This is a genomic window from Pseudomonas sp. GW821-FHT03C07 (assembly GCF_059420925.1).
Genome location: NZ_JBWKUQ010000001.1, coordinates 61,641 through 85,337 on the forward strand (window position 1 = coordinate 61,641; position 23,697 = coordinate 85,337).

Consider the following 23,697-nt stretch of genomic DNA (forward strand, 5'->3'; position numbering starts at 1 on the left):
CTTTGACTACCTGTGTTCATTCCAGCACCCATTGCGCCAGTTGCCCTGCCACCTGCTCCATCAGTACATGTTCCACATCCCGCGCGCCGGCTGTACTGCAACGGGCCAGCACGGCCTTGACGATGCCGTCGTCGTAGTCGAAACGCTTGCCGGTGGCCGCCAGGTAACGCGCGCGCAGCTTCTCCAGCTTGGCCAGGACAATCCCTTCCAGGGTCGCCTCATCAAGGGCGCGATACGGTACCACGGTCATGCGCGCCAGAAAGGCCGGGCGAAACGCTTGCAACAGCACAGTGTGCAACTGTTGGTTGAAGGCCTCGGCGGTTGCTTGCTCGGCGGTGCCGTCGAGAATCAGCTCGGCGCCGACGTTACTGGTCGCCAGCATCACGGTGTTCTTGAAGTCGACCACCAGGCCGCTGCCGTCTTCCATAAGGCCTTTGTCGAACACGTTGTAGAAGGCTTCGAGCACGTCCGGATGGGCTTTTTCGATTTCGTCGAGCAAGACCACGCTGTAGGGCTTGCGCCGCACCGCTTCGGTCAGCACGCCGCCGCTGCCATAACCGACGTAGCCCGGCGGCGCGCCCTTGAGCTGGCTGACGGTATGGGCTTCCTGGTATTCGGAGAGGTTGATGCTGATCAGGTTGCGCTCGCCACCGTACAACGCATCGGCCAGGGCATAGGCGGTTTCGGTCTTGCCCACGCCGGTGGGCCCCAGCAGCAGGAACACCCCGACCGGCTTTTGCGGGTCGGTGAGACCGGCGCGATAGGCTTGCAGTCGTTGGGCGATGGCCCCGAGGGCCGGTCCCTGCCCCATCACCCGCTGGCCGAGGCGTTCGGCCAGGGTGCGCAAGGCATAGGCTTCGTCGGCAAGCACCTTGCCTTGCGGAATGCCGGTCCAGGCAGCAATCACCGCGGCGACGACTTTCGAGTCGACCTGTTCCGGGACCAGCGGATCGTCCTCGCGAATCGCGTTCAGGCCGCTTTCCAGGCGCACCAGCTCGTTCGCCAGTTGTTCAAGGCGGTTGTCCAGTTCCTCATCATCATGGTTCGGATCGACACGTTCGTTGAGCGTGAGCATTTCGCGACGAGCCCTGAGCAACTCGGTCACCGCCTCACGCTCCTTGTGCCAACGGGTTTCCAGTTCGACGATGGCCTGGCGGTCCTCATGCTCCTGCAGTTCGAGCGGCCGGATGCGCTGGTCATGATCATGCCCGATGGCTTGTTCGCGGCGCAGGCGTTGCAGTTCGTCGAGCGTCGCCGCCTGGCGATGCCGCAGGCTTTCCAGGGCCGGTGGTACGTCGTGCTGGGCCAGCGCGACCCGGGCACAGGCGGTGTCGAGCACGCTGATGGCCTTGTCCGGCAGTTGCCGCCCGGAGATGTAGCGCTGGCTGAGTTTCACCGCATCCTGGATCGCCGCGTCCAGCACTTCGACACCATGGTGCTGCTCCAGCTTGCCGGCCACGGCGCGTAACATCTGCACAGCGGTCTGTTCGTCCGGTTCCTCGACCTGGACCAGCTGGAAGCGTCGCGTCAGTGCCGGGTCTTTCTCGAAGTATTTCTTGTACTCAAGCCAGGTGGTGGCGGCCAGTGTCCGTAGTTCACCACGGGCCAACGCCGGCTTGAGCAGATTGGCCGCATCGTTTTGCCCTTCAGCGGCGCCGGCACCGATCAGCGTATGGGCCTCGTCGATAAACAGGATGATCTTGCCGGCGGCATTACGGACGCCTTCGATCACGCCCTTGAGGCGCTGTTCGAACTCCCCCTTGACCCCGGCTCCGGCTTGCAGCAGTCCCAGGTCCAGTACTCGCAAGCTGACTTCCTGCAACGGTGGCGGCACATCACCCTGGGCAATGCGCAGCGCCAGGCCCTCGACCACGGCAGTTTTGCCGACCCCGGGAGCGCCTACCAGGATCGGGTTGTTCTGCCGACGGCGCAGGAGGATGTCGATGCACTGGCGGATCTCCGCATCGCGCCCGATGATCGGGTCGATGCGCCCCTGGCGGGCGTCCTCCGTCAGGTCCTGGGTGTATTGCTCAAGCAATGAAGCGTCAGCACCGCCGGCTCGCGACGAAGCTTTCCCGGGGCGGGCAGGCAGGCCGGTTTCGCAGGAGTGCTCGGTCAAGGCGATGAACTGAGTGCGCAACGGATCGCGGGCAATACCGAGTAATGACGGAATGCTGCCTTGCAGCAGGGCCCGATACTCGTCACGGTCAAGCAGCGCCAGTAACAGCAGCCCGGAGCGCACACCGGTGGCGCCGAACACGCTGGCCTGGACCACGGCGTCCTCGATCAGGGACAGCAACTGTTTGGACAGCGTCGGTGTGCGGGTGTTGCCGGTCTTGAACAGCTCCAGGGCCAGATTGATCTCACTCGCCAGGCGGTCGCGCTCCAAGCCCAGCGCCGGCAGCAGGCAAGCCAGGTCACCGCCTTCGATCTCCAACAGTTCCAGCATCAGGTGTTCGATTTCGACAAAGTGCTGGTTACGCTGCCAACTGCGCTGGGCGGCCCGTTCCATGGCGTCGCGGCACTGGTGGTTCAAGCGTGAGATCAGCACGGCGATTTCCATCTCAGGCACTTCCCTCTTCGTGCAAACGCAGGTCGATCCGGAAATCCCCCGTACGCGCTACATGGTTCAGTCGGGTCCCCTGACCCAGTGCGGTAGGTTGCTTGTGGCCAATCGTCAATATCGCGCTGCTGGTCACGTGCACGGACACCGTACACCGCAGCTGCGCACCGAAATAGAACGCCACCAGCGCCGCCAACTGCCGATGAGCCTCCTGGCGCGGCATGAAACGCTCGGCCATTTTGGGCGTCTGCGGGCCGAGGCGGATATGAATGCCGGCATGCTCATCCCAGACCCGTGTACCGCACAAGGCGTTGCGACCCAGGGTCAGGTTACGGCCCTGGCGGCCCAACACGCTCTGGTCGCTGGAAGCAATCTGTTGCCAGCCCCCCTGGTAGCCGTGCAGTTGCACGGGCAGATCGAAGTAGTGCCTGAGCAGGTTTTGAAACCCGGCCAGGGATCGCCGCCGGTTGGCCAGCAGTCCGGCACGGGCAATCAGGGCTCTTTCCGGCAGCACAGTCACCTGCTCCACGGAGCTGGATGACAGACCGCACAAGGCGCGCAGCTGCTCGTACACCGGGCTGTGGGCCGGCTTGCGGTAAGGCAAGGCCACTCGCTGGCGCTGTTGTACCCGATACATCAGGCTCAGCAAGCGGTGCTGGAACAGATCGAGAAACGCGACAGTGCCGTGATCGCGGTTGCGGGCCCTCTGCTGCAACCATTCCTGATAGGCATAGGGCAACGGACCGTCCGGGCCACCCAGGCCAAACACCTGGGTGTGCAAGGTCAGCCGGGACCCGGACGTGAGCGCATTGGGAACCAGGCGCAGGCTGCTGATCTCGCTCGGCGCGAACTCCGGCAACAGCGGACCGCGCAGGCGCACCACCTCTCGCTCGGGGTCGCTACCGGTGCCCAGTGAATCGGCATTGTGCTGCTCGCGCTCCAGAATCAGCAACGCTTGCAGCAATTCGAAACGCTGGGGTACCTGGCGCAGCAGCGCGCCTAGAGAGCCAGGATGGGGTTGCTGCTCGGACTCCATTGCTTGATCTCCTTATCGCCCTCTACCAGCACGGTGCGAACAAAACAGTTGGCATTGGCATACAGCGCGAAAAAGTGCGCCAGCACACCGGAGAACAGCACCCGGCTGCTGCCGGAAAACTTGCTCGGATCCAGCTCCAGATGAACCTCCAGACCGTTGCGCCAGCCGCGCCAGGCATCCTTGCCGACACGGCCGACAACCCGTTCGGTTTTCAGCGAGAGAATGCCATTGATCTGCAAGCGAGCCGAGGGTTCGTCGCGCAGGTTATGCAGAATCAGCATTTCCTTGAGGGCCTCCAGGGCATGGGGGCCTTCCGTCAGCGACAGATGATTGAGGTTGAGTTGCGAGATCAGGCGCCAGCGTGAAGCCCCTTCCAGGTCGGGCAGCGATTGCGGCGTGGGGCTTCTCAGCAAGGCAATGCTGGCCACCGGACCGCTGCGTTCGAACTTCAAGGCGCTACCGGTCAACAGGTTTTGCGCCATATGCCGGTTGGTGCACCAGACCTGCGCGGTAAAGGTTTCGTCGGGCGATGCAGAGCGGGGCTGGAACTGGCTGTCCACCAGGCTCAGGATCATGTCGGTGCCGGCCCGCGAGTGGCCGGGGGCGCTGATCCGCCTGGCGTGCCAGAACAGGCCGTCATGCCCTTGCCCATGCTGGTAGCCATAGTACGGCGGCACGCTCTGGTAACCTTTGGCGGTACCGGCCACCAGTTTGCGGATGCTGTGGATTTCGACACTGTTGTCACGGTGCGAATCAGCCACCAGGCGATACTCGCTTTGCGTACCGTCCGGGCGCAGGGTTTCGGCGGTACGGGCAAACAGGTTGATGACCGGCGTGCAGCCCAGGGCGATATCTTCGCGTTGCAGGCTGATACGGCTTTCGGGAGCTCGGTCGAAGGCGACATAGACCTCAAGCAGATCCATGGTCTGTGGCGGGACCTTCAGCGCGAGATCGAAAAAGGCAAACTTCTCCGGGAAGGCAAAATACTCCACCAACAAGTGCAACCCGGGGTGTACGCCATCTTCCTCCGGCAACAGCCGCTGGGTATCGTCATAGCCGGCCGGTAATGGCCGGACACCGAGCGGCTGTCCGACGCTGCCGGGCAAGCCGCAGACAATATCCAGGCTATGGGCGGCCAGCAGATCATAAAGTTGGGAACGATTGCCCGCGGGCCCCGCCAGGTGAATGCGCACGTTCTGGATCGGCAATTCGGACCAGGGTTTTCCACTATTGCATTTCAACACCAGGCGCAGTGCCGCCTCGGCGTTGGTGATCCCGGTGAGCAACTGCGCGGCGCTGCCTTCGATCAGGCTGGCGTCCTGGACCTCCAGGGGCCATAGGGTGACATCGGCGCAGGTGCGGAAATACAGACTGTCGAGTTGGTCTTTCTCCGGAGCCTTGAACACCTGCGTGCCACGCGGCAGGTGGTAGCCGGCAGCCAGGCTGCCTTTGCTCGGGTCCGGGCCGAACTGCACGATGGCGCAGGACGGCATCGGCCGCAGCGCCATCGGATACAGCTGTTCCAGCAAAGCGTCGCTGAATTCGGAGTAACCATCGTCGAGACGGCGTTGCAAACGCGCCGCGAGCAAGGCGAAGCTTTCGATCAGGCGTTCGACATGGGGGTCCTGGGAGCCACTGGACGATAGCTTCAGACTCTTGGCCAGGGGCGGATGGTTCTTGACGAAGTCGCTGCTGGCGCGGTGCAGCCAGGTCAGCTCGCGCTGGTAGTAGTCCAACAGCCGGGCATCAATCGAATCACTCATGCCTGACCTCGAAGCCGCTTTCACCCAGCTCCATGACGAACGACATGTTCGGAGCCGCTTCCAGGCCCCGGACATGCCCCATCACCCGCACCGTCATGCGGGTACGTTGCCCCGGCAGCGCCTGTACATCGACGTCTTCCAGCGCCAGGCGCGGTTCGAAACGGGTAATGGCACCCCGTATATCGCGAATCAGAACGTGATGATCCTCTTCGCGGTCGGCATACAGGGTGCTCCAGTCGCTCATCCCGTAGTCGATGATGGTCGGGGCGAACCCATGAACCCGTTCGGAGCGCCGAGTATTGAGCAGGCGCTCCAGCTCAAGGCGAATGGACTCGACGATCCGCAGCGGATCATGGGCATCGAAGTAGTCCTCCGTGTCCCCCGCCAGGAGGTCGAACAGCGCAACACGCATGAAAATCTCCAGCCGGATGAAAACAGGCGATCAACCCTTGATGAGTTTGTTCGCCGCCAGGTCCCAAGTGGAGGCTGCCGTGCCTTCCTTGGTGCCGTCGTCTTTCTGTGCGGTCAGCTCCCATTTGATCTTGGTGAAGTTCAGCGACAGGGTTTCCACCGGCTTGCCACCGGCACCGCCGCTGACGCTGACGTTGGAGACCACCACGTTGGTCAGGGTGTAGATAATGAATGGCATCAGTTGGCCGTTGCTCTCGGCGGCGTTACGGCCGACGGTGACCTTGACCTCGGCGATCGGCTTGCCGCCGCAGCAGTACTCATTGATGCTCGGGGTGGCGGAGTCGACGAATTTGGTCAGGGTGAACTCACCGATATGCGGCTTGCCGGAGGTACGCTCCGAGTTGCTGACGTCGTTGGTGACTTGCATGGCCACGTTGTGGCTGTAGGACATGACTTCGATCTTGTCGGCATAACCTTCCAGCAGGGAGTCGCCTTTGATCGTGGTGCCCAGGTCGAGAATAATTGCATCCATGGGGTGTTATTCCTTGCACGACTAGCAGAAATGGAGGGCCCGCCGGGTCACGGCGGGCTGCATGGCATGGATCAGGCCGCGGCAGGTGCCGGCAACGCGGCGACCAGGCGGATCGAAGCCGTCAGCTCCTCGAGCTGGAAGTGCGGTCGCAAGAACACCGTGGCGGTGTAGCTGCCGGGACGTCCAGGCACATCGCTGACATCCACCCGGGCTTCACGCAGTGGGTACTGCGCCTTGATTTCCTGAGGGGCGTTGTCGTTGATCAGCACGTAGTCGGCGATCCAGTTGTTGAGGTAGGTCTGCACGTTGTCGCGAGTCGCGAAGCTGCCGACCTTGTCGCGCAAGATCACCTTCAGGTAATGGGCAAAGCGCGAGGCCGCCAGGATGTACGGCAGCATGCCGGAGATCCGTGCGTTCGCGTTGGCCTCGAAGGTGTTGTAGGTCTGCGGTTTGTTGGTGGTCTGGCCACCGAAAAACACCGCGACATTGCTGTTCTTGCGATGGCACAGGGCGATGAAGCCCAGCGAGTCGAGTTCCTTTTCCCGGCGATCGGTGATCGCCACTTCGGTGGGGCACTTGATCGCCAGGTCGCCGACCTGGGTATTGAACTGGTACACCGGCAAATCGCTGACCGTACCACCGCCTTCCGTTCCGCGAATCGCGGCGCACCAGCGGTAATGCGCAAAGGCGTCGGTGATGCGCTGGGTCAGCAGCCAGGCGGCGTTGCCCCAGAGGAACTTATCCGAGTCGGGCTCGACCATCTTCTGCGCATCGACATCGGCGCTTTCAGGCTGCACACCAGAGGCTTTGGCCGCCGAAACGGCTGCAATAGCCGCCGCTGCTGCCGCGGCCCCATCGGTGGTGTTGACGTCCTCGACAAAGGTCGACATCCCCGGTACCGGATTGTTCAGCGGGTCGTACGGCAGGCGTGACAGGTAATGCGGCAGGACCATGGCGACATAGCGCGAGTCCTCGGTCTTGCGAAACGCGTTCCACTCGATCAGTGCGCCGCTTTCGAAGACCTTGCTCAGGTCGCGGGGCACGCCCAGGTCAGCGAAGGTCTTGAGGTCGAACAGCTTCGGACTGGCCGCCGTGATAAACGGCGCATGGGCCGCCGCCGCAACACCCGACAGATTGGTGAGCATCTTCACATCGACACTGTTGCGACCGAACTCGTAGTCGCCCATCAGCAGGCTGAACGGGCTGCCGCCGAGGGTGCCGTACTCTTCCTCGTAGACCTTTTTGAACAGTACGCTCTGGTCGAAGTCGATGGCCTTCTCCAGGTCCTTCTGCAATTCGTCCTTGGTGACGTTGAGCAGGCGCAATTTCAGGGACTCGCCCGTTTCGGTGTTCATCACCAGTTGGTGCAAACCACGCCAGGACGCTTCCAGGGCCTGGAACGACGGGTCGTGGAGCACCAGGTTGAGCTGGGCGTTGATCAGCGTGTCGAGATCGGCGATCCGTTTGCTGATGGTGGTCAGCATGTTCTTGTCGGCCTGGACGTTTTTTTCGCCCACTTCGTCGGCGAAGACGCTGAGCATCTGCTGGGCATACTTCTTCTGGACGCCATCCTTGGCACCCAGAATCATCGCCTGGACGATACTCTCAAGCAGTGGGGTTTGAGCTGTTTGATCGGCCGTGGGTGCGGGCGCGTCCGCTGCCGGTGTAGTTGCGGGCGTCAAAGCTGGGTCATTGGTAGGCATCGCGGTTCCTCCATGGAGGGGAGCTGATCAACTAGGATTTGGCAGGGTCGACAACCGGCGCAGGGGGCACGGGATTGTTCGGGTCCACAGGAGGCGCTGCGGGGTCGGTCTTGACCGGGTCGACAATCGCCGCCGGATCAGCTTTGACCGGATCCACAACCGTTGCAGGGTCAGCCTTGGCAGGATCGACATCGGCTGCGGGGGCCGTTACTGGCGCAGCGAGGGCCTTTTGCAGGTCGTTCTTGAAGGCCAGAACCGCGGCGTCATCGTGCAGCCTGGCAATCAGGCTCTGGTCCAGATCGTCATTGCCGTCGAGCTTGATCAGCAGATCCTGCAGCTTCTGACGCTTGTTGTAGAGGTCCTTCAGCCCATCAATCTGGGAAACGATATTTTCCGGGCTGAAATCGTCGATGCTCTTGAAAGACAGCGCGGCCCACAGACCGTCGCTGTTTGGATCGATGAGATTCGCTACCTTGAATTTTTGCTGCGGGTTGATCCGGCTCAACACCGTATCGAAGCTGTCCCGGTCGATCTCGACAAACCCGCGCGAAGCCAGTGGGTCGGCGGTCTTCGACTGGTTGTTGCCCGAGAGGTCGGAGAGGATGCCCACCACCAGCGGCAGCTCTTCTTTGGTGAAGGCGTTACCGATCTCGACGTCATAAGTAATTTGCACACGCGGCGGGCGGTTACGACCCAAGTACTTTTGCTTGCTTTCCTGATTAGCGGCCATGCCCTTCTCCTTCTGGCGCGCCTACCGAACGGCAACGCGCTCCTGGTGGTATAAACCTTTTCCGACGGCTTGAGTGCGAATTTTCTGTAGGAAAATCGACTGTCCAAAACCTTAGAAGAGGTCTATAAGACAAGCAAGAAATATCTGGCAAAACCTATGTTTGAATCCTATGAAGCGAATTAAGTTCCTCGGTAGCCTCTGTGCGCTAGCTTTTTTCATGCTATTTCAGATAAGTGGTTGCAGCTTGTTTGCGCCGAAGGTCGCCCTGCAGAAAGTCATAGTCGATGTTGAGCCCAAAGCCAACAGCGACACGCCACTGCCCCTGGATTTTGTCGCTGTCGCCGATCCGCAACTGCTGGAGCGTCTCAAGGGTACGCCGGCCAACCAGTGGTTTGCCCAGCGTGAGCAGATGCGTCGCGACTTCCCCCAGGGTTTCAACGTCTGGAGCCTGGAGGTGGTTCCCGGGCAACTGATGACGTTCGCCAACAATCCCCTGCAAGGTGAAAAGGCTGAAGGACTGTTGCTGTTCGCAGGCTACAGTACACCTGGCGCACACCGATTGCTGCTCGACAAACAACCGGATATTTGGCTCAAGGTCGGCGCCCGCGAGATGCGCCTGCTCGATGCCCAAGGCCAGTGAAAACCGTATTCCAGGAAGGCTTAGGAGTGAAGGATGCGCGCTATACCGGATGCAATACCGGATGCGATCTGCTGGAGTGAGGGCATGCACCTGCTGCCACAACATTTCCAGTTGCAGAGTCTGCGTGCCGAGGGCGTAAGTGCCCGGCTCGCTGCCAATGCCAGGCCCTGGTACTGGGGCGTGCAATACATCGAACTGGAGGTGCTGGACAGCGGCAAGATCACCATCAAGGCACTCGAGGCTGTGATGCCCGATGGTTTGGTAATCGATCTGGATTCGGTCAAGGACAAGGAGTACTACCCACTTGAACTCAAACTGAGCGCCGATGATTTCCAGCAGCAGAGCACCGTCATGGTTTACCTGGCGGTCGATCCGTTGTGGCGCTCCGGACTGCTGGGCAAGATCAGTGGCCGACTGCATTCCCTCCATATCCACGCCGTGGACCTGAACGGCAGCGACGCTCCGACGTCTGACCCAGTGTGTATCTGGCGTCCCACCGTGCGGCTGGTCACGGAGAACCAACTCACCGACTCGATCCGCCTGCCCCTGTTGCGTATCAACCATTCGGGTGGTGTGTTCAGCCAGCTGGACTACGTTGCGCCCTGCCCTGTGCTGCTCCCCGATTCGATGATCGGCGAGAGGATCAGCAAGGTGTGCCTGCTGGCTCGAAGTAAATGCGATTTCCTTAAAGGCCGCTGGCGCCTGGCACAGGACGCCGGCAAGACCCTGGAGGGTGTCGAACTGCGTGGGCAACTGGTGGCGATCGGGGCCCGGCTGCCGGAATTGCAGGCCACGCTGGATACCGGTGTGGCTTCGCCGATGGCGCTGTACCTGCAATTGACCGGTCTGGTTGGCGCTCTATACGGGTTGCAGCCGGAGGAACCCCTACCCCGTTTCAGTCCCTTGCTATTCGAAGATATGCTGTCCGGCTTCACTCAGGTGCTTGACTGGATCGAAGGCCAGCTCAACAACATTCGCGCGAGCTACACTCGACGCAGCTTCGACTACAAGGACAAGCATTTCTCCATCGCCCTGCTGGACCGCCAGACGCCGGTCCAACAGTTGGTCATCGGCCTGCGCATGCCTTCCGGCGCTACGCCACAGGCGGCAGGGGATTGGTTGCAAAACGCATTCAGGGCTTCACGGGCACAATTGCCGCCCCTGATCCAGCAGCGCTCCCATGGGTTGGCGTTCAACGTACTGGGACGCAACGATCAGGTCGCCTACGGCGTTGCCGAGGATATTCGCCTGTTCACCTTGCAGGCCGGAGGTGATGGGTTCACCCCCGATGCCGATCTGTGCCTGTACATGCCACCTGGTAGCGCCAGGGTCGAGCCGGTTGAAATCATGATATTCGACACCACGCGGGACTGAACCTGATCAGGGATTGATGAGCGATGCTGGATAATGACCCACTGCCGACGCTCGACACCTTCGAGGCCGCGCCCCTGAGCAGCGCCTTCAACCGGGCCTGGAATGAATGGCTGGTGTTCTGGCTGGCCCTGCCCCATACCACGGAGGCCAAGGTGCAGGTTGCGCAAGTGGCCGAGCAAGTCAGTCAGATTGCTCGACGGCTATGGCGCAGCACCTTCGCCGCTGTCGGTGATGCCCAGGGCCAGCAAGCCAAGGCGACACTCTTCGCTTTCGTCGGGCTGGTCGACGAACACCTGTTGTTCGAAGACTGGCCGGGACAATCCAGCTGGCAGGACCTGCCGATGGAGACCCGGATGTTCGGCACCCGTTCGGCGGGCGACCGGATTCCGGTCGCCATCAAGAAACTCCTGGAAACCCGTGACCCGGCCCTGCGTGACCTGGGCAGCGTCTACCTGTACTGCCTGATCCTCGGCTTCCAGGGCCGACTGCGCAACGGCAGCGGCCCGGCCTTGCACGAAAAATGGCGGCGCAGCCTGTTCACGTTCATCCGCCAACGCAGCGCGACAGCCAACGACATTGCCTTGCAACTGCAACGTCCGAGCGCCATCGCACCGCAACAACTGCCCGTACGCCGCAGCCTGCCCGACGGTTACCGGCTGGGCCTGGCGCTGGGGCTGGGCTTCTTGCTGTTGCTCGGCCTCAGCCAGGCGTTCTGGTGGAACATTCAATACCGGGTGCAGCCTGCTCTTGAGCAGGATCGGCAAACACTGGTCACGGAGCTCAAGCGCTGATGGCTTACCTGGGTGAAATACTCGCGGGCCTGCTCCTGCTGGTGGTGGTCGTGGCGCTGCTGTGGAAGTATTCCGCGCGATTGAACGGCGCCAATCGCAGCTTCTATGCCGCGGTGAGCGAGTGGGAGCAGGCGCTGGGCGTGCACGACCGTTATGAGACGCCGTGGTTGCTGATGCTCGGCGATGCGCCGCAGATAGAGGCACTGCTCAGCGGCTGGGGACTGACCAGCACGGCGCAACCGGCCTGGTTCGGCCGTTGGTGGTACGGCCCCGACGGTGCGGTCCTGGTGGTACCCCCTGCCCTGTTCAGCCATGGCGAGCGTGCCAGCGTGCAGCTCAAGCTCTGGCGTCAGCTTCTGGAACTGCTGCTGCAAGCCCGGGCCAATCGGCCGGCGGACGGCATTATCTGGCTCTGCGACCTCGACCAGTTGGCGCCCGATCAGGATACCGCCGCGGTCGGCCTGGCGGTGCGGCGCAAGTTTATCGACTTGCAGCAGCGTCTCGGTCTGAGCCTGCCGGTGTATATGCTCCTGAGTGGCTTCGAGAGCCTGCCCGGCACCAGTAAACTGCTGGAGGTGCTGCCGACAGCGGCGAAGGACGCGCCGTTCGGCTGGACCTCGCCCTACTCGGCGCAAATCCCTTGGCATCCGGACTGGATCAACCAGGGCCTGGGTCTGGTCGAACAGACCTTGGCCGACTTGCTGGTGGAAATCGGTACGCTGCGTGGCCAGGTGGACGCTGAGTTGTACTTGCTGCCCCGGCAATTACAAGCGCTGCATGACCCCCTGCGCTCCTTGTGTGACCCGATATTCCAGGGCAACGCCATGGGTGAAGCGCCACGTTTGCGCGGCCTGTATTTCAGTGCCCAGGCGGGTCCCGCCGCGCCGGCGGCCGATGCCGAGCCCTTTGCCGAGGGCCCGGCACCGATCCTCGCACCACCGCTGTTCACACCACGTCTGTGGCGGCAACGGATCATCGCCGAACAAGGACTGGCCCAGCCGATCACGCGCATCCTGCAATTGCGTCAACGCTGGCAGCGACTGGTGGCCCTGACCGTGGGCGTGATCGGCCTGGTCTGGGTGATCGGCATGCTCTGGACCTGGCACGGCCGTAGCGACGCCGCGACGCAGTTGAACGGCCTGCTGCACGATGACCAGGTGCATAACCCGGTGACCCTCGACGACGATGCCGCGCGCGAACGCATCGCCAGCTTCTGGCGCTTGCTCCAGGCCGCGCCACGTTGGCATATGCGCACCTCGCTCCTGCCTGGTTCCTGGCTCTCCTCGCTGGACCAGCAACTGGCGCAGGAGCTGCGTGTCCGGGCCCGGGTGCAATTGTTCTCGCCGCTCAAGGGCAAATTGCAGGACGAGATCAATACCCTGATTGCACCTCGCGTGGCGACGCGCCCCAGGGCCGGCAGCAGCAACAATGAAGAGGCCTATCGCCAAGCCATGCAGGTGCTCGACCAGGCCCTGGCGGTGGAGCAGCACAACAAACGCTTCGCCCAGAGCCTGCAAGGCGACCAACGCCCGCTGGACGATACCATCGCCCTGGCCAACGAGTTGTTCGGATTCAATTTCCAGACCAAGGGCCTGCCGCTGAGCGATGACTACAACAACCTGCTGGCCACCACAGAAGTGCCGCTGGCCAGCCCCGTGCAACTGGACCCGCTCAAGCCGCAGATTGCCAAGCGCTACGTCGATGCCATGAGCCTATGGCTCGACAGCCTGTTCGCCAGTTCCGACTTCAGCGCCACTGCCGGTGCCTTGAACAGCCAATTGCGAGCCTTGCAGGGAGGCCAGCGCAACAGCCTCGCCGAGCTTGAAGAGCTGGATGCCTCCATCGCCCGGTTGCGCCAGTTATTGGCCTTGACCAATGCGGCCTGGAGTCAGGGCAACGGCGCGCAATTGGCGCCCGGTTATCAGGAAGGGCTCGAAAAAGCCCGGCAAAGTGCATTGATCGGTAGCGGCGCCGTCGACCAGGTCGAGCGTTATGCCGACAGCTCGAAACGGACCTTCCACGACCGCTGGCTGGAACAGGGCGACGAGGAACAGAGCATTTTACGGCAACAGAGCGGCGGTGCCCTGGAGCTGCAAAGTAACGTCGACAAGCTCGGACAGGTGGTCGCGGCGCTGCTGCACCAGGATTTCAGTCAGATGGCCCTGAACCAGGACGATGCACCACCGCTGAGCGGCCAGGGGTTGCGCGAGCTGGACGGCGGTAAACTGGATGCGGCGCTGCACTATCACGACAGCTACCAGCTCTGGCTGCAACAGAGCGTGGCGGAACTGCCGGCGCCCTACCGCAAGGCCATGATCAGCGCCGCCCGCTCGGCGACCGCCGCCGCCATGTGGCAAAGCCTGAACAACGTCTCCAGCCTGAGCACCGGCAAGCCTGCGGGCGTCGATCGCGGCACGACCTTCAACCTGCCCGCCGACAAGGCCCTGCAAGTGCTGCAAGTGTTCAGCGACATTGCCGACACGCGCCAGACCGAAGCGCTGCGCCAGGAGTTGAATACCCGCGCGCTGAACGACCTGCATCGCGCCATCGCCGAGATCGATGCACTGCCGTTGTTTCGTCAGCCCATCGACTTCAGCCAATGGGACGGCACCCGCAACCTGTCGCTGCGCAGCTTCCGGGAAAGTGATCCGCAGGCCTTGAAACTGGACTTGAATCGGCAGTTCACCTTGATCGGCGATTCGTTGGCCACCGCGCGTCCGGCTATCGAGTGGCTCGATCAGCAACGTGATCGACTCTCGGCCAGCGACGATGGAAGTCTCGACAGCTTTGTCGACATGAGTGCCGAACTCAAGAAGTACAACGACCAGAACCCGGCCAGCTCGCCGTTGCAATACCAGCAGATGGTCCTGCGCGATTTCAACGACATGGACCTGGGCAACTGCGCCAAGACCCTGTCGGATTCGATCCTGCCGATGGGACAAGGCAATATCGCCCTGCTTGCCCGCAGCGCCCATGAGCGGGCGCGGCAACGCTGCGACAATTTGCAGAATTACACTGCCGCGGTGGCCTGGAAGCGCCTGGGCGATTACTTCAGTACCTACCTGGCCGGGCGTTTCCCCTTCAGCGGCGACGATACACCGGTTGATGCCAACCCCGACCGGGTCCGCGAGTTCCTCGACCTGATCGACAAGAATCTACCCAGCGCCTTCAGCGGCCTGGAGAACAACCGTTCGCCACAATCGTCCGCGGCCGCCGAGTTCCTGTTCAACCTGCAAAATGCCCGGGCCTGGCTCGGGCCGTTGCTGCTGCGTGACAAGGATGGCGTGCGGGGTCTGGACCTGGAGGTGCGTTGGCGCACCGACCGCGAGGAAGAACGTGGCGCCGACCAGGTGATTGACTGGAACCTGGCCACCGGCCCACGGGAAGTCGGCTATCCGGCGGAAAATCTCAGCCACGCCAATTGGACCGTCGGCGAACCGGTCCGCCTGGCCCTGCGCTGGGCCAAGGGCAGCAGCCAACGTCCACAGGACGATCCGAAACAACCGGCGCTGGCCGTGGCCGATTTGCAAGCCAGTTGGTCATACGAAGGCACCTGGGCCTTGTTGCGCTTTATCCACGCCAACCAGGCCGGCAATCACTTTGCGACCCAGGAGGCGGGTGACCGGCCGCTGGCGCTGCAACTACCGTTGCGCTCGCCACTGCCGGGCAATGCCAACGCGCTGATGTTCCTACGCCTGTCGCTCAAGGCGGTCGGAGGCAAGCAGCCGCTGACCCTCAGCGCGCTGCCGACGCGCGTGCCGGCCTCGCCCTATGGGTCGGTCTTCCCGTTGCCAGTGGCCAGTACCGAGAGCCAACAATGACTATCGACACCCCCTCCCTCGATCAACTGCGCCTGCGTTTACCGGGCCTGATCGAGCCCCTGCCCGGCGCCGATCAGGCCGGTATCAGCTTGCGCTCGGCACCCGAGATCGACGTATTGCGCGAGGCCCGTCGCGAAGACGATGGCAGCCTGCCCACAGGGGTCTGGCAGGCCGACCTGAAACGCGCGGACTGGTCGACAGTGGAAAACCTGGCCAGCGAGCTGCTGAGCCAGCAGAGCAAGGACTTGCTGGTGGCGACCTGGCTAGGAGAGGCTTGGTTGCAGCGTTATCAATTGCCTGGTTTGTGTGTAGCGCTGGAACTGGTAGTTGGGCTATGTGAGCGTTATGGCCTGGCACTCTACCCTCGGGGTGACGACGCCAGTTGGCTGGCATCGCCACTGGCCTTGCTGGTTCGCCAGTACAGCCTGTTGCTGAATATCCGTGTGCCCTTGCTGGGCACCGCGGCGCGCGGCTTCGAAAACCTGACGCTGGAACAGTGGATGCGGGCGCAGAAACAGCGGCTGAACAAGAGCGAGGAGCGCAAGGCAAAGGCCCTGGCGCAGGAGTCGCAGGACCTGTTACGTGACTGGCGCGAGGCGGTGCTGCGGGTTCCGCTGGATCAGCTCGACGCGCGGTTACAGTTGCTCAATGGCTGTTTGCAGGGTGTCGAACGACTGAACCGCTGGGGCGACAGCCAACTGGGTGAGGACGCGCCGAGCCTTGCCGCCTTGCAAAACATCCTGGATCTACACGTTCAAGCCTTGCGGGAGTTTATCGCCATGCACCCGGAACCGTTGCCTGTGCCAGTCAGCCTGCCCGCTGAACCGACGATCGAGGAGCCTGCCACCACAACGGCCCCGCTGCCGCTGTCGGCGCCAGAGTCACGCCAGGCCGCCTATCGACAGTTAAAAGTTATTTCCGACTATCTGAAACGGGTCGAGCCCCACAGCCCGGTCCCCTACCTGATCAACCGTGCGGTGGATTGGGGGAACATGGAGCTGCCGGAGTTGCTTGGGGAACTGATCAAGGCCGACCCCGATATCCAGCGGATCTGGAGATTGCTCGGGGTCTTGCCTTAAACAAGAATGGTCTTGCGCGGTCATTGTGGGAGCCGGCTTGCCGGCGATTCGATCTGCCGGTCGACATCGCTGTCGCTTGAAAAACGCTATCGCCGGCAAGCCAGTTTCTACAGTTTTAAATCGCGTGGCTTCAGTGCATGTCGCCGTGATCGGCCATGCTGTTCAACGCCCGTGCATGGGCTTTGACCTCGATCGACTCCTTGATGCCCTTGGCGTTTTCCACCACCAGGGTCAGCGGCACTTCATCGCCCTCCTTTACCTGCCCCACCAGGTCGATCAGCATCACATGATAACCCTCGGGCTCGATGGCCACGGTCTTGCCCGCCGGCAATGGCACGAACGCCACCGGCTGCATGCTCATCACGTCGTTGTCCATCTTCGACTGGTGGATCTGCACGATCTTGGCCACCGGCGATTTCGCTTCCAGCAGCTTGGCTTCATCACTGGAGGTGATCCGCATAAAAGCCCCGGTCGACGGTTGGCCGGGCACGGTGGCGCGCACCCAGGCGTCGTCCACGCTGGTTTGGGCAAAGCTCGGGACACTCAGCAGCGCAAGCAGGGAAAACATCAGGACGTTCAAGGGTTTCATGGTCGCAACCTTATAAGCTCGAATATTCATCAGCAGACTTCCATCACCGTGAGCAGATCCTCGGCGCACTGTTTGGCCGACAGCGATGGCGACAGCCCCAGGCGCAGTACGCCCCGCGTGTCATAGACGAAACTGGTCGCCGAATGGGACAGTGTGTAGGTCGAGCCGCTGGGGATCTTTTCGTAGAACACCTTGAATTCCTTGGCGGTGGCCGCGGTTTCTTCCAGGCTGCCGTAAAGTGCGACAAAGCTCGGGTCGAAGGCCTTTACATAGGCATCGAGCACCTTGGGCGTATCGCGTTCCGGGTCCAGGGTGATGAAGATCACCTGCAATCGGTCACCGTCCACCCCCATCAGTTTCTTGGCCTGCACCGCCCTGGCCAACGCGGTCGGACAGACGGCCGGGCACTGGGTGAAGCCGAAAAACACCATTGGCATCATGCCGCGGTAACTGGACAGCGTTTTGACGTTGCCGGCAGTGTCCTTCAGTTTGAAGGTCCGTCCGAGGATCTCGTCGCTCAGGTCCTTGCCGTATTTGTACGACAGGCCGTTGGAGCTGTCGCAGCCGGTCAGCGCGCCGAGGCCGAGCAGGCCAAGGCCGGCAACGACCTGGCGGCGAGTCAGCAATTCATTCATGTTCTGTAGTCCTTCGTAGGGAGCGATGTCGCGGCCTTGTGCTGGCGGATAAATGCCCATTGATGCGCCTCAGCGGGCGTCGGGGCTTATCGGCGGAAGGCCGTCTCGACAATGATCGGTGCGGCGGATCAGGCGCTGGCCTGAGGCGGTGCGCGCGAGCGGGCCCCCGGAAAAACCGCGGCCGAGGCTTGCTCGGGGGTGAAGTGGTTGTGCGCAAAGCTGGTCGGGGACAGGGCCAGGCGAGGCGCCAGGGCATGGGAGTCGTTCAGGGCCGGGTGCTGGAACAGCAGCGAGCAATAACCGCATTTCTCCCAGAGCATCGTCCCGTGCTGATCCGCCGAGCCGGAATCCCGCGGCGCGGTCACGCTCAGGCCGGGCACCGCGCCGCAGATATCTTCGCTCGACGGACCGGCACCGGGGGCCAGGCTTAGTCCCTGTCCGATCAGCGGGCCGGCAAAGACCAGCAGCATGGCCAGCAGGCTGAGCCAGGCACCGGTGCGGCGGCGACCGGAGGGTCGAAGGGGCGGGATGGGTTTCATGGGCGCAGAATGTACCACCGTCACTGTGGCGGGTGGTGCGACAAAATGGCACATCGGCTGCCGCGCCAGAGTCCAGAGTCGCCCCGCGACCTTCCGGATTGAGCTGGCCGAAGCGGCTTGGCGGTCGCTGCAGATCTAACCGAATGTGGTGTTCATGGGTGTGCCAACGATTCAAACAACTGGGCATGTTCGGGAAAACGCGCGGCGAGCTCCTGTTGTCGACCCAGGGTCATGTCGGCAAAGTCGAAACCGGGGAATACGGCCTCGCTGATCAACCCGTAGGCCGTGGATCCCGGTAACAGCCGTGAGGCTTTCCAGACACCGCCAGGAACATGCAGTTGCAGGCATTGGCCGGCGCGGACGTCGTTGCCCATGATCACGGTTTGCAAAGTGCCATCCGGAAAAACGAGGCTGTACTCGATGGCATCGCCCAGATGGTAGTAGTGCAGGATATCGGCGCGATTCAGGTGAAAATGGCCGATGGGAGCGGTTTCGGTCAGCAGGTAATAGATGGAGGTCAGCAGGTAGCGCTCGCCGCCGGCGGTGGCGAGCATGGCTCGATCATCGGCCTGAAAGGTTCGCCGGTAGTAGCCGCCTTCCACATGAGGTTCCAGGTTCAAGGCGGCAACCAGTTGCTGTGCGTTGAGAGAGGGCCTGTCGATGGGCGAGTCCGTCCTGCTGGGGGTTGTCGGTAGAGTCGTCTACCCGGAGTATGACGCGGCTCGGACAACAAGTGAAAGAATTGGCGGAAGGCAGCCGGAGTCGAACCTGCCCGGGAACGGATGCCGTCCCCAACCGGGTTTGAAGCCCGGCCGCGCCACCGGGCGCGATTGCCTTCCATTGATCTTGCGACCATGAAATCTTTATGAAAACGCCGACCCCCTAATGTGGAGCTGGCTTGCCAGCGATGACGGTGGTGAATGTTACATCGCTATCGCTGGCAAGCCAGCTCCTACAGGGGGGGGTGGTGTGCTCAGTTCCGCGGGTTCGCCAGCGCGCTATCGGCACGAATGAAGCGCAAGTTGCCAACACGCCGGGTCAGGCCGATACGATCGAAAAACTCCAATATCTGTATGCAGCGTTTACGCCCCAAGCCCAGCCGATCACGAAAGGCGATCACCTGTACCGTCGGATTATCCGCCGCCAATTGCACCAGCATAGCCGCCAATTGCCGGACTGCCGCTTCCGTGTAAAAACGGTCGTGCACCACTTGGTACACCTGCCCCAGCCTGGCCAGTTTGCGCAACAGCAAGCGTACGGCGTCTTCATCCTGCCCGGTCGACAACGCCAGGGCGCGTACCCACGGAGGATCGATTGCGCCCTGCTCCAGCAGCGGTTGAAGCTGTTGCCATAAACCCTCGTCGTCTTCGCTCAAACGTACCTGATGGTCAGGCAAATGCAGCCAGGGTCCGCTCGCGACAATCGTGGCGTTGTCGAGCAAGGCGTCCAGCAGGCTGATAAATACCGGCCGCTCCAGTGCCAAGGCGGCAAAGCGTCGCAAACGGTCACGGTCCGGCCCCAGTTGATCGGGCTCCAGGCTGTGAAAGCGCGCCAGTTGCGCGAGCAAGGCATCCTTCTGGGCTTGCCAACCGGCACTGCTGAACAGCCGCGAGCCTTGTCGCGTGGAGATCACACTGATATCGGCAGGCAGCTTCCAGTTGTCGCGCGGTCGATTGAACTGGCGCTCCAGCCGTTGTGGATCAAGACCGCCAGCGCTGCCGGCGAGCAATGTCGGCAACACCGCCTCCAGGCTCTGCGCCTGCGCCAAGGCCTGTAACTGCGCCAGGCGCTCGGAACTGCGCCGCTGGCGAGTCGGCGCAAAGGGATCCAGCACCCGACCGCCGCCGAGGGTTCGTTGTGCGCTTTGATCGCGCAGCACCAGACGATCGCCATGCACCGCCTGCAAGGGCGCCTGGGTCAACAATTGGGCAAAGGCCCGTCCTCCCGGCGCCAGTTGCGTGACATCGAGCAAGGCCACCCGCCCCGGCACATCCTGGGTGCCCAAATGAATATGGACCGGGCTGAAGTGTTCGAACCTGCGGGTTTCACTGGCGAGCAGTTGCAGCTCGATGTCCACTCGCTGGGTCGGCGCATGCAGCCACTCGGCCTGTAACCAGTGGCCGCGATGAATCTGCTCGAGCACCAGGCGCTCGGCACTCAGGTTCAGCGCTACCCGTTGCCCGGCAAAGGCCTCGCTCCCCGGCTGGTTCTGCGCGTGCAGGCCGCGAACCCGCACGGTTTTGCCGGCGGGGCCCAACGCCAGGACGTCGCCCGTACCGACATGACCGGACAAGGCCGTGCCCGTGACCACAATGCCACTGCCCGGCACATTGAAGGCCCGGTCGATCGCCAGGCGAAAGCCGCCTTCGTCACTACGCTGGCGAACTTCGCCTTGAGCCTGGAGCAAAGCCAGGCGCAGTGTTTCGATGCCTTCGCCGCTGACACTGGAAACCTCGACACGCGGCGCCTGCGCATAAGGCCCGGATGCCAACAACGCCTGAATCTCGGCGTGCACCTGAGCTCTGCGCGCCGGGTCCACCCGGTCGCATTTGCTGATGGCCACCAATGCCCGGGGTATACCCAGCAATTGGACGATCGCCAGGTGCTCGCGGGTCTGGGGCATCACTCCGTCATCGGCGGCCACCACCAACAGCACCAGGTCGATTCCCTGGGCACCGGCCAGCATGTTATGGATAAACCGCTCATGGCCGGGCACATCGATAAAACCGGTCAGCGCGCAGCCGGGCGCCAGCGAGGCATAGAGGTAACCCAGATCGATGGTGATGCCGCGCTCGCGCTCCTCGCGGCGCTTGTCGCCGGCCTGACCGGTCAGCGCCTGGAGCAGGCTCGTCTTGCCATGGTCGATATGCCCCGCCGTGCCGACGATCACCTCGTCCGACTCCCCTGCGGCCCGCTTTTTGTAGGAGCAAGCTTGCTCGCGATGAACGATGACGCGGTCCCGAGGTTCAACCCCGCAAGCTGCGCCACCCAGACCGCCTCGTCATCCAACTGACGCAGATCCAGCCACAAGGCATCATCATCGATGCGCCCCAACACCGGAATCGGCAACCCCCGCAACGCGGCCTCCAGCCCATGTAAAGTGCGCCCGCGCAGGCGCTTCGAGGTATTGGCCCGCAGGCACAAGGCCGCGCTGGGCAGCCGCGCCACCGGTTGGCTACCGCTGCCGATCATGCCCAGAGCCGGCATCGCCGAGACGCTCCAGCCCTCCCCCAAGACGCCGGCCAACAACGGGCGCAGACGCTCGGCCTGGGCAAGGATCTCCGCCTGGGGTCGGGTCAGCAGGCGCAAGCTGGGCAAACGCTCGGCCAATCGGTCCGGGTTACGGTACAACCCCAGCACCGCCTCCAGCGCCGCGAGGGTCAGCTTGTCGACCCGCAACGCCCGTTTCAACGGGTTCTTCTTGATCTTCGCGATCAACTCCTTATGCCCAACAATCAACCCGGCCTGGGGCCCACCGAGCAATTTGTCGCCGCTGAAGGTGACAATATCGGCTCCGTCTTCCAGCGCCTGACGCACCGTGGGTTCGGCGGGCAGGCCCCAGCGAGTGAGGTCCAGCAGGCTGCCGCTGCCCAGGTCCTCGAGCAACGGCAAGCCATGCCGATGGGCAATCCGGGCCAACTCGGCGGTGGCTACCTGGGCGGTGAAACCCTGGATGTTGTAGTTGCTGGCGTGCACGCGCATCAACAGGCCACTGCGCGGACCGATGGCGGCTTCGTAGTCACGGGCATGGGTGCGATTGGTGGTGCCCACTTCATGCAGGCGGACACCGGCGCGGGCCATGATGTCGGGAATCCGAAAGGCCCCGCCGATCTCGATCAATTCGCCGCGGGAGATAATGCCTTCCTTGCGTTGCCCGAGGCTGTTGAGGGCCAGCAGCACGGCGGCGGCATTGTTGTTGACCACGGTGACGGCTTCGGCGCCGGTCAGTTCGCGAATCAGGCCCTCGATCAGGTCGTCACGGTCGCCGCGCTTGCCGCTGTGCAGGTCGAATTCGAGGTTGAGCGGGTAACGGGCGGCGGTTTGCATAGCCTCTATGGCTTCTTCCGGCAGCAGCGCGCGCCCGAGGTTGGTATGCAGCACCGTGCCGGTCAGATTGAACAGCCGTTGCACACGGCTGCGGTGCTGGTTGAACAGGCGCTCGCCGGCCCTGCCCGCGAGGACTGGCAGGGTCAGTTCGGCGGCGCTGAGTTGGCCCGAACGGGCCGGTTCGCGTAGTTCATCGAGCAGATTCCGCAGGGCCGCCAGCAAGGCATCGCGACCGTAACGCTCGAACAGAGGCTGGCAGGCGGGGTCACGCAACAGGCTATCGATGGAAGGCAGGCGTGGCGGGACAGCGGCAAGGTTCGAGGACATCAGCGGTTTCCTGAAGGCGCGATGCGGAAACCTGAGTGTAGACGCCTATCTCTGACCTACGCCGCCGCCCTCTGTAGGAGCGAGCTTGCTCGCGATGGTAGCCCAGGCACCGCGGGGCATCAGGTTTCCCGCGTTATCGTTGACGCTCATCGCGAGCAAGCTCGCTCCTACAAGGGGAGAAATGATGACGGTTCAATCGCCGCCAGGTGCCAGCAACAGGTTCGGTGCCTGACGCAGGTAACCTTCCTGATCCAGGCGAATATCCAGCGCCAGGCTGGTGATATCAGCCGACAGCGCCTCGGCTTCGGCGTCCTCTTCCAGATACAGCAGCTTGAGATAGCTGTTGCAGCCAGGGCAGATTTCCGCCCGCAACGGCGCATGCCCAGCCGCATGGCCGTCATCTCCCAGGCTCAAGTATTTGAGCCCCTTGCTCTGTTCGCAATAGATGCATTTGACCCGCACCACATGCCATTCGCAGGCGCACAACGAACACACCAGGTAACGCAGGCCGTTGAACTTACCCCGGTGCCGGATCACCCCGGCCATCGCCGGCGAACCACAGGCCGGGCATTGGCTCAGGCTCTCGCAAGGCTTCAGCGCAAGGTTCGGCACGCTCAGTAACCAATGACTCCAGGCCGCCTGCAAGGCGGCGCCGAGAAACGGCACCTGTGCTGCAGGCAAACCGGCGTACTGGCCCCCGAGCAACGCCAGTGCCCAGACCTTGCGCTGTCCGGCGCGGCTGTCCTGCAAAGTACCGATGGCCTGTCGCACAGCGGGCGTCGTGCTCGTGTAGCTCGCGAGCAAGGCGTCAAGCCAAGGCAGCCAAAGATCTTCGCGCACCAGGCTGTCGGCGGTCAGCGGTGGCAGGCCGTGTTCCAGGCACAGCCGCTGGCGCTCAAGGTCCGGAAGCGTGGCGGTCGGCGGCTGGTCCAGCAGTTGCTGCTGCACTCGGCAAAGCCCGGCCACCAAGCCGATGTACTCGGCCAACGGGTGCCCCACCGCCAACTGTTCCAGCCGGGCCGCGCGCAAGGCAAACAGCGTCGAGGGTGGCAGGTGCAGAAACGGTGGCGAACTGGCCGAAGCCTCGATCTGTCCAGGTTCCAATATCGTGTTCAAG

General features: G+C 62.7%; 18 protein-coding genes, 1 tRNA gene and 1 pseudogene. 5 read left to right on the forward strand and 15 right to left on the reverse strand.

Features of this window, described 5'->3' with window-relative positions; genetic code table 11:
• Positions 1–16: 16 nt before the first annotated feature.
• From tssH to tssB, 7 genes and pseudogenes are all read right to left on the reverse strand, one after another.
• Positions 17–2,563 carry a type VI secretion system ATPase TssH gene (gene tssH, locus AC07VG_RS00260; protein ID WP_495020455.1) on the reverse strand — a complete coding sequence of 849 codons (2,547 nt, stop codon included), beginning with the start codon at positions 2,561–2,563 and terminating at the stop codon, positions 17–19.
• A 1-nt stretch (position 2,564) separates the two neighbouring features.
• The gene (gene tssG, locus AC07VG_RS00265; protein WP_495020241.1) at positions 2,565–3,599 is read right to left on the reverse strand and encodes a type VI secretion system baseplate subunit TssG; all 1,035 of its coding nucleotides are present in this window, start codon (positions 3,597–3,599) and stop codon (positions 2,565–2,567) included.
• Positions 3,563–5,362: a type VI secretion system baseplate subunit TssF gene (gene tssF / locus AC07VG_RS00270; RefSeq protein WP_495000838.1), complete on the reverse strand. Its 1,800-nt coding sequence runs from the start codon at positions 5,360–5,362 to the stop codon at positions 3,563–3,565. Before tssF ends, tssG begins: the two co-directional genes overlap by 37 nt.
• A complete protein-coding gene (tssE, locus tag AC07VG_RS00275) occupies positions 5,355–5,774 on the reverse strand; it encodes a type VI secretion system baseplate subunit TssE (protein WP_495000839.1) in 420 nt (139 codons plus the stop codon). The genes tssF and tssE overlap by 8 nt, the downstream gene beginning before the upstream one ends.
• 30 nt (positions 5,775–5,804) lie before the next feature.
• Entirely contained in the window at positions 5,805–6,305 is a 501-nt protein-coding gene (locus tag AC07VG_RS00280; RefSeq protein WP_100943178.1) for an Hcp family type VI secretion system effector, read from the reverse strand.
• Between the two features lie 71 nt (positions 6,306–6,376).
• On the reverse strand, positions 6,377–8,008 hold the full coding sequence (gene tssC, locus AC07VG_RS00285) for a type VI secretion system contractile sheath large subunit (protein WP_495020242.1): 1,632 nt from the start codon (positions 8,006–8,008) through the stop codon (positions 6,377–6,379).
• 163 nt (positions 8,009–8,171) lie between these two features.
• Positions 8,172–8,738 (reverse strand): annotated as a pseudogene (gene tssB / locus AC07VG_RS00290) (type VI secretion system contractile sheath small subunit); the annotation flags it as partial.
• 217 nt (positions 8,739–8,955) lie between these two features.
• On the opposite strand from tssB, the gene AC07VG_RS00295 reads away from it, so the two are divergent.
• From AC07VG_RS00295 to tssA, 5 genes are read left to right on the forward strand one after another with little or no spacing between them, the layout of a single operon-like run.
• The gene (locus AC07VG_RS00295) at positions 8,956–9,378 is read left to right on the forward strand and encodes a type VI secretion protein (RefSeq protein ID WP_495000841.1); all 423 of its coding nucleotides are present in this window, start codon (positions 8,956–8,958) and stop codon (positions 9,376–9,378) included.
• 33 nt (positions 9,379–9,411) lie between these two features.
• Positions 9,412–10,752 carry a type VI secretion system baseplate subunit TssK gene (gene tssK, locus AC07VG_RS00300; protein WP_495000842.1) on the forward strand — a complete coding sequence of 447 codons (1,341 nt, stop codon included), beginning with the start codon at positions 9,412–9,414 and terminating at the stop codon, positions 10,750–10,752.
• Between the two features lie 23 nt (positions 10,753–10,775).
• Positions 10,776–11,543 (forward strand): DotU family type IV/VI secretion system protein, encoded by a 768-nt coding sequence (locus AC07VG_RS00305; RefSeq protein WP_495000843.1) that lies wholly within the window; start codon positions 10,776–10,778, stop codon positions 11,541–11,543.
• Positions 11,543–15,364, forward strand: a complete 3,822-nt coding sequence (locus AC07VG_RS00310) for a type VI secretion system protein (RefSeq protein WP_495020243.1) — start codon at positions 11,543–11,545, stop codon at positions 15,362–15,364. The genes AC07VG_RS00305 and AC07VG_RS00310 overlap by 1 nt, the downstream gene beginning before the upstream one ends.
• A complete protein-coding gene (gene tssA / locus AC07VG_RS00315) occupies positions 15,361–16,443 on the forward strand; it encodes a type VI secretion system protein TssA (RefSeq protein WP_495000845.1) in 1,083 nt (360 codons plus the stop codon). Before AC07VG_RS00310 ends, tssA begins: the two co-directional genes overlap by 4 nt.
• A 130-nt stretch (positions 16,444–16,573) precedes the next feature.
• Here tssA and AC07VG_RS00320 read toward each other — a convergent pair whose 3' ends face one another.
• From AC07VG_RS00320 to fdhE, 8 genes are all read right to left on the reverse strand, one after another.
• Complete coding sequence (locus AC07VG_RS00320; protein WP_495000846.1) at positions 16,574–17,032, reverse strand: copper chaperone PCu(A)C; 459 nt, start codon at positions 17,030–17,032, stop codon at positions 16,574–16,576.
• A gap of 29 nt (positions 17,033–17,061) precedes the next feature.
• A complete protein-coding gene (locus tag AC07VG_RS00325) occupies positions 17,062–17,667 on the reverse strand; it encodes an SCO family protein (RefSeq protein WP_495000847.1) in 606 nt (201 codons plus the stop codon).
• Between the two features lie 128 nt (positions 17,668–17,795).
• A complete protein-coding gene (locus AC07VG_RS00330; protein ID WP_495000848.1) occupies positions 17,796–18,206 on the reverse strand; it encodes a DUF2946 domain-containing protein in 411 nt (136 codons plus the stop codon).
• Positions 18,207–18,358: 152 nt separating this feature from the next.
• Positions 18,359–18,868 carry a cupin domain-containing protein gene (locus AC07VG_RS00335; RefSeq protein WP_495001023.1) on the reverse strand — a complete coding sequence of 170 codons (510 nt, stop codon included), beginning with the start codon at positions 18,866–18,868 and terminating at the stop codon, positions 18,359–18,361.
• An 81-nt stretch (positions 18,869–18,949) separates the two neighbouring features.
• Positions 18,950–19,045: transfer RNA gene (locus tag AC07VG_RS00340), tRNA-Sec, on the reverse strand.
• A 134-nt stretch (positions 19,046–19,179) separates the two neighbouring features.
• On the reverse strand, positions 19,180–21,096 hold the full coding sequence (gene selB, locus AC07VG_RS00345; protein WP_495020244.1) for a selenocysteine-specific translation elongation factor: 1,917 nt from the start codon (positions 21,094–21,096) through the stop codon (positions 19,180–19,182).
• Positions 21,093–22,580, reverse strand: coding sequence for an L-seryl-tRNA(Sec) selenium transferase (gene selA / locus AC07VG_RS00350; protein WP_495020245.1), 1,488 nt, complete (start codon positions 22,578–22,580; stop codon positions 21,093–21,095). Before selA ends, selB begins: the two co-directional genes overlap by 4 nt.
• Before the next feature lie 192 nt (positions 22,581–22,772).
• Entirely contained in the window at positions 22,773–23,696 is a 924-nt protein-coding gene (gene fdhE / locus AC07VG_RS00355) for a formate dehydrogenase accessory protein FdhE (protein WP_495020246.1), read from the reverse strand.
• Between the last annotated feature and the right edge of the window lies 1 nt (position 23,697).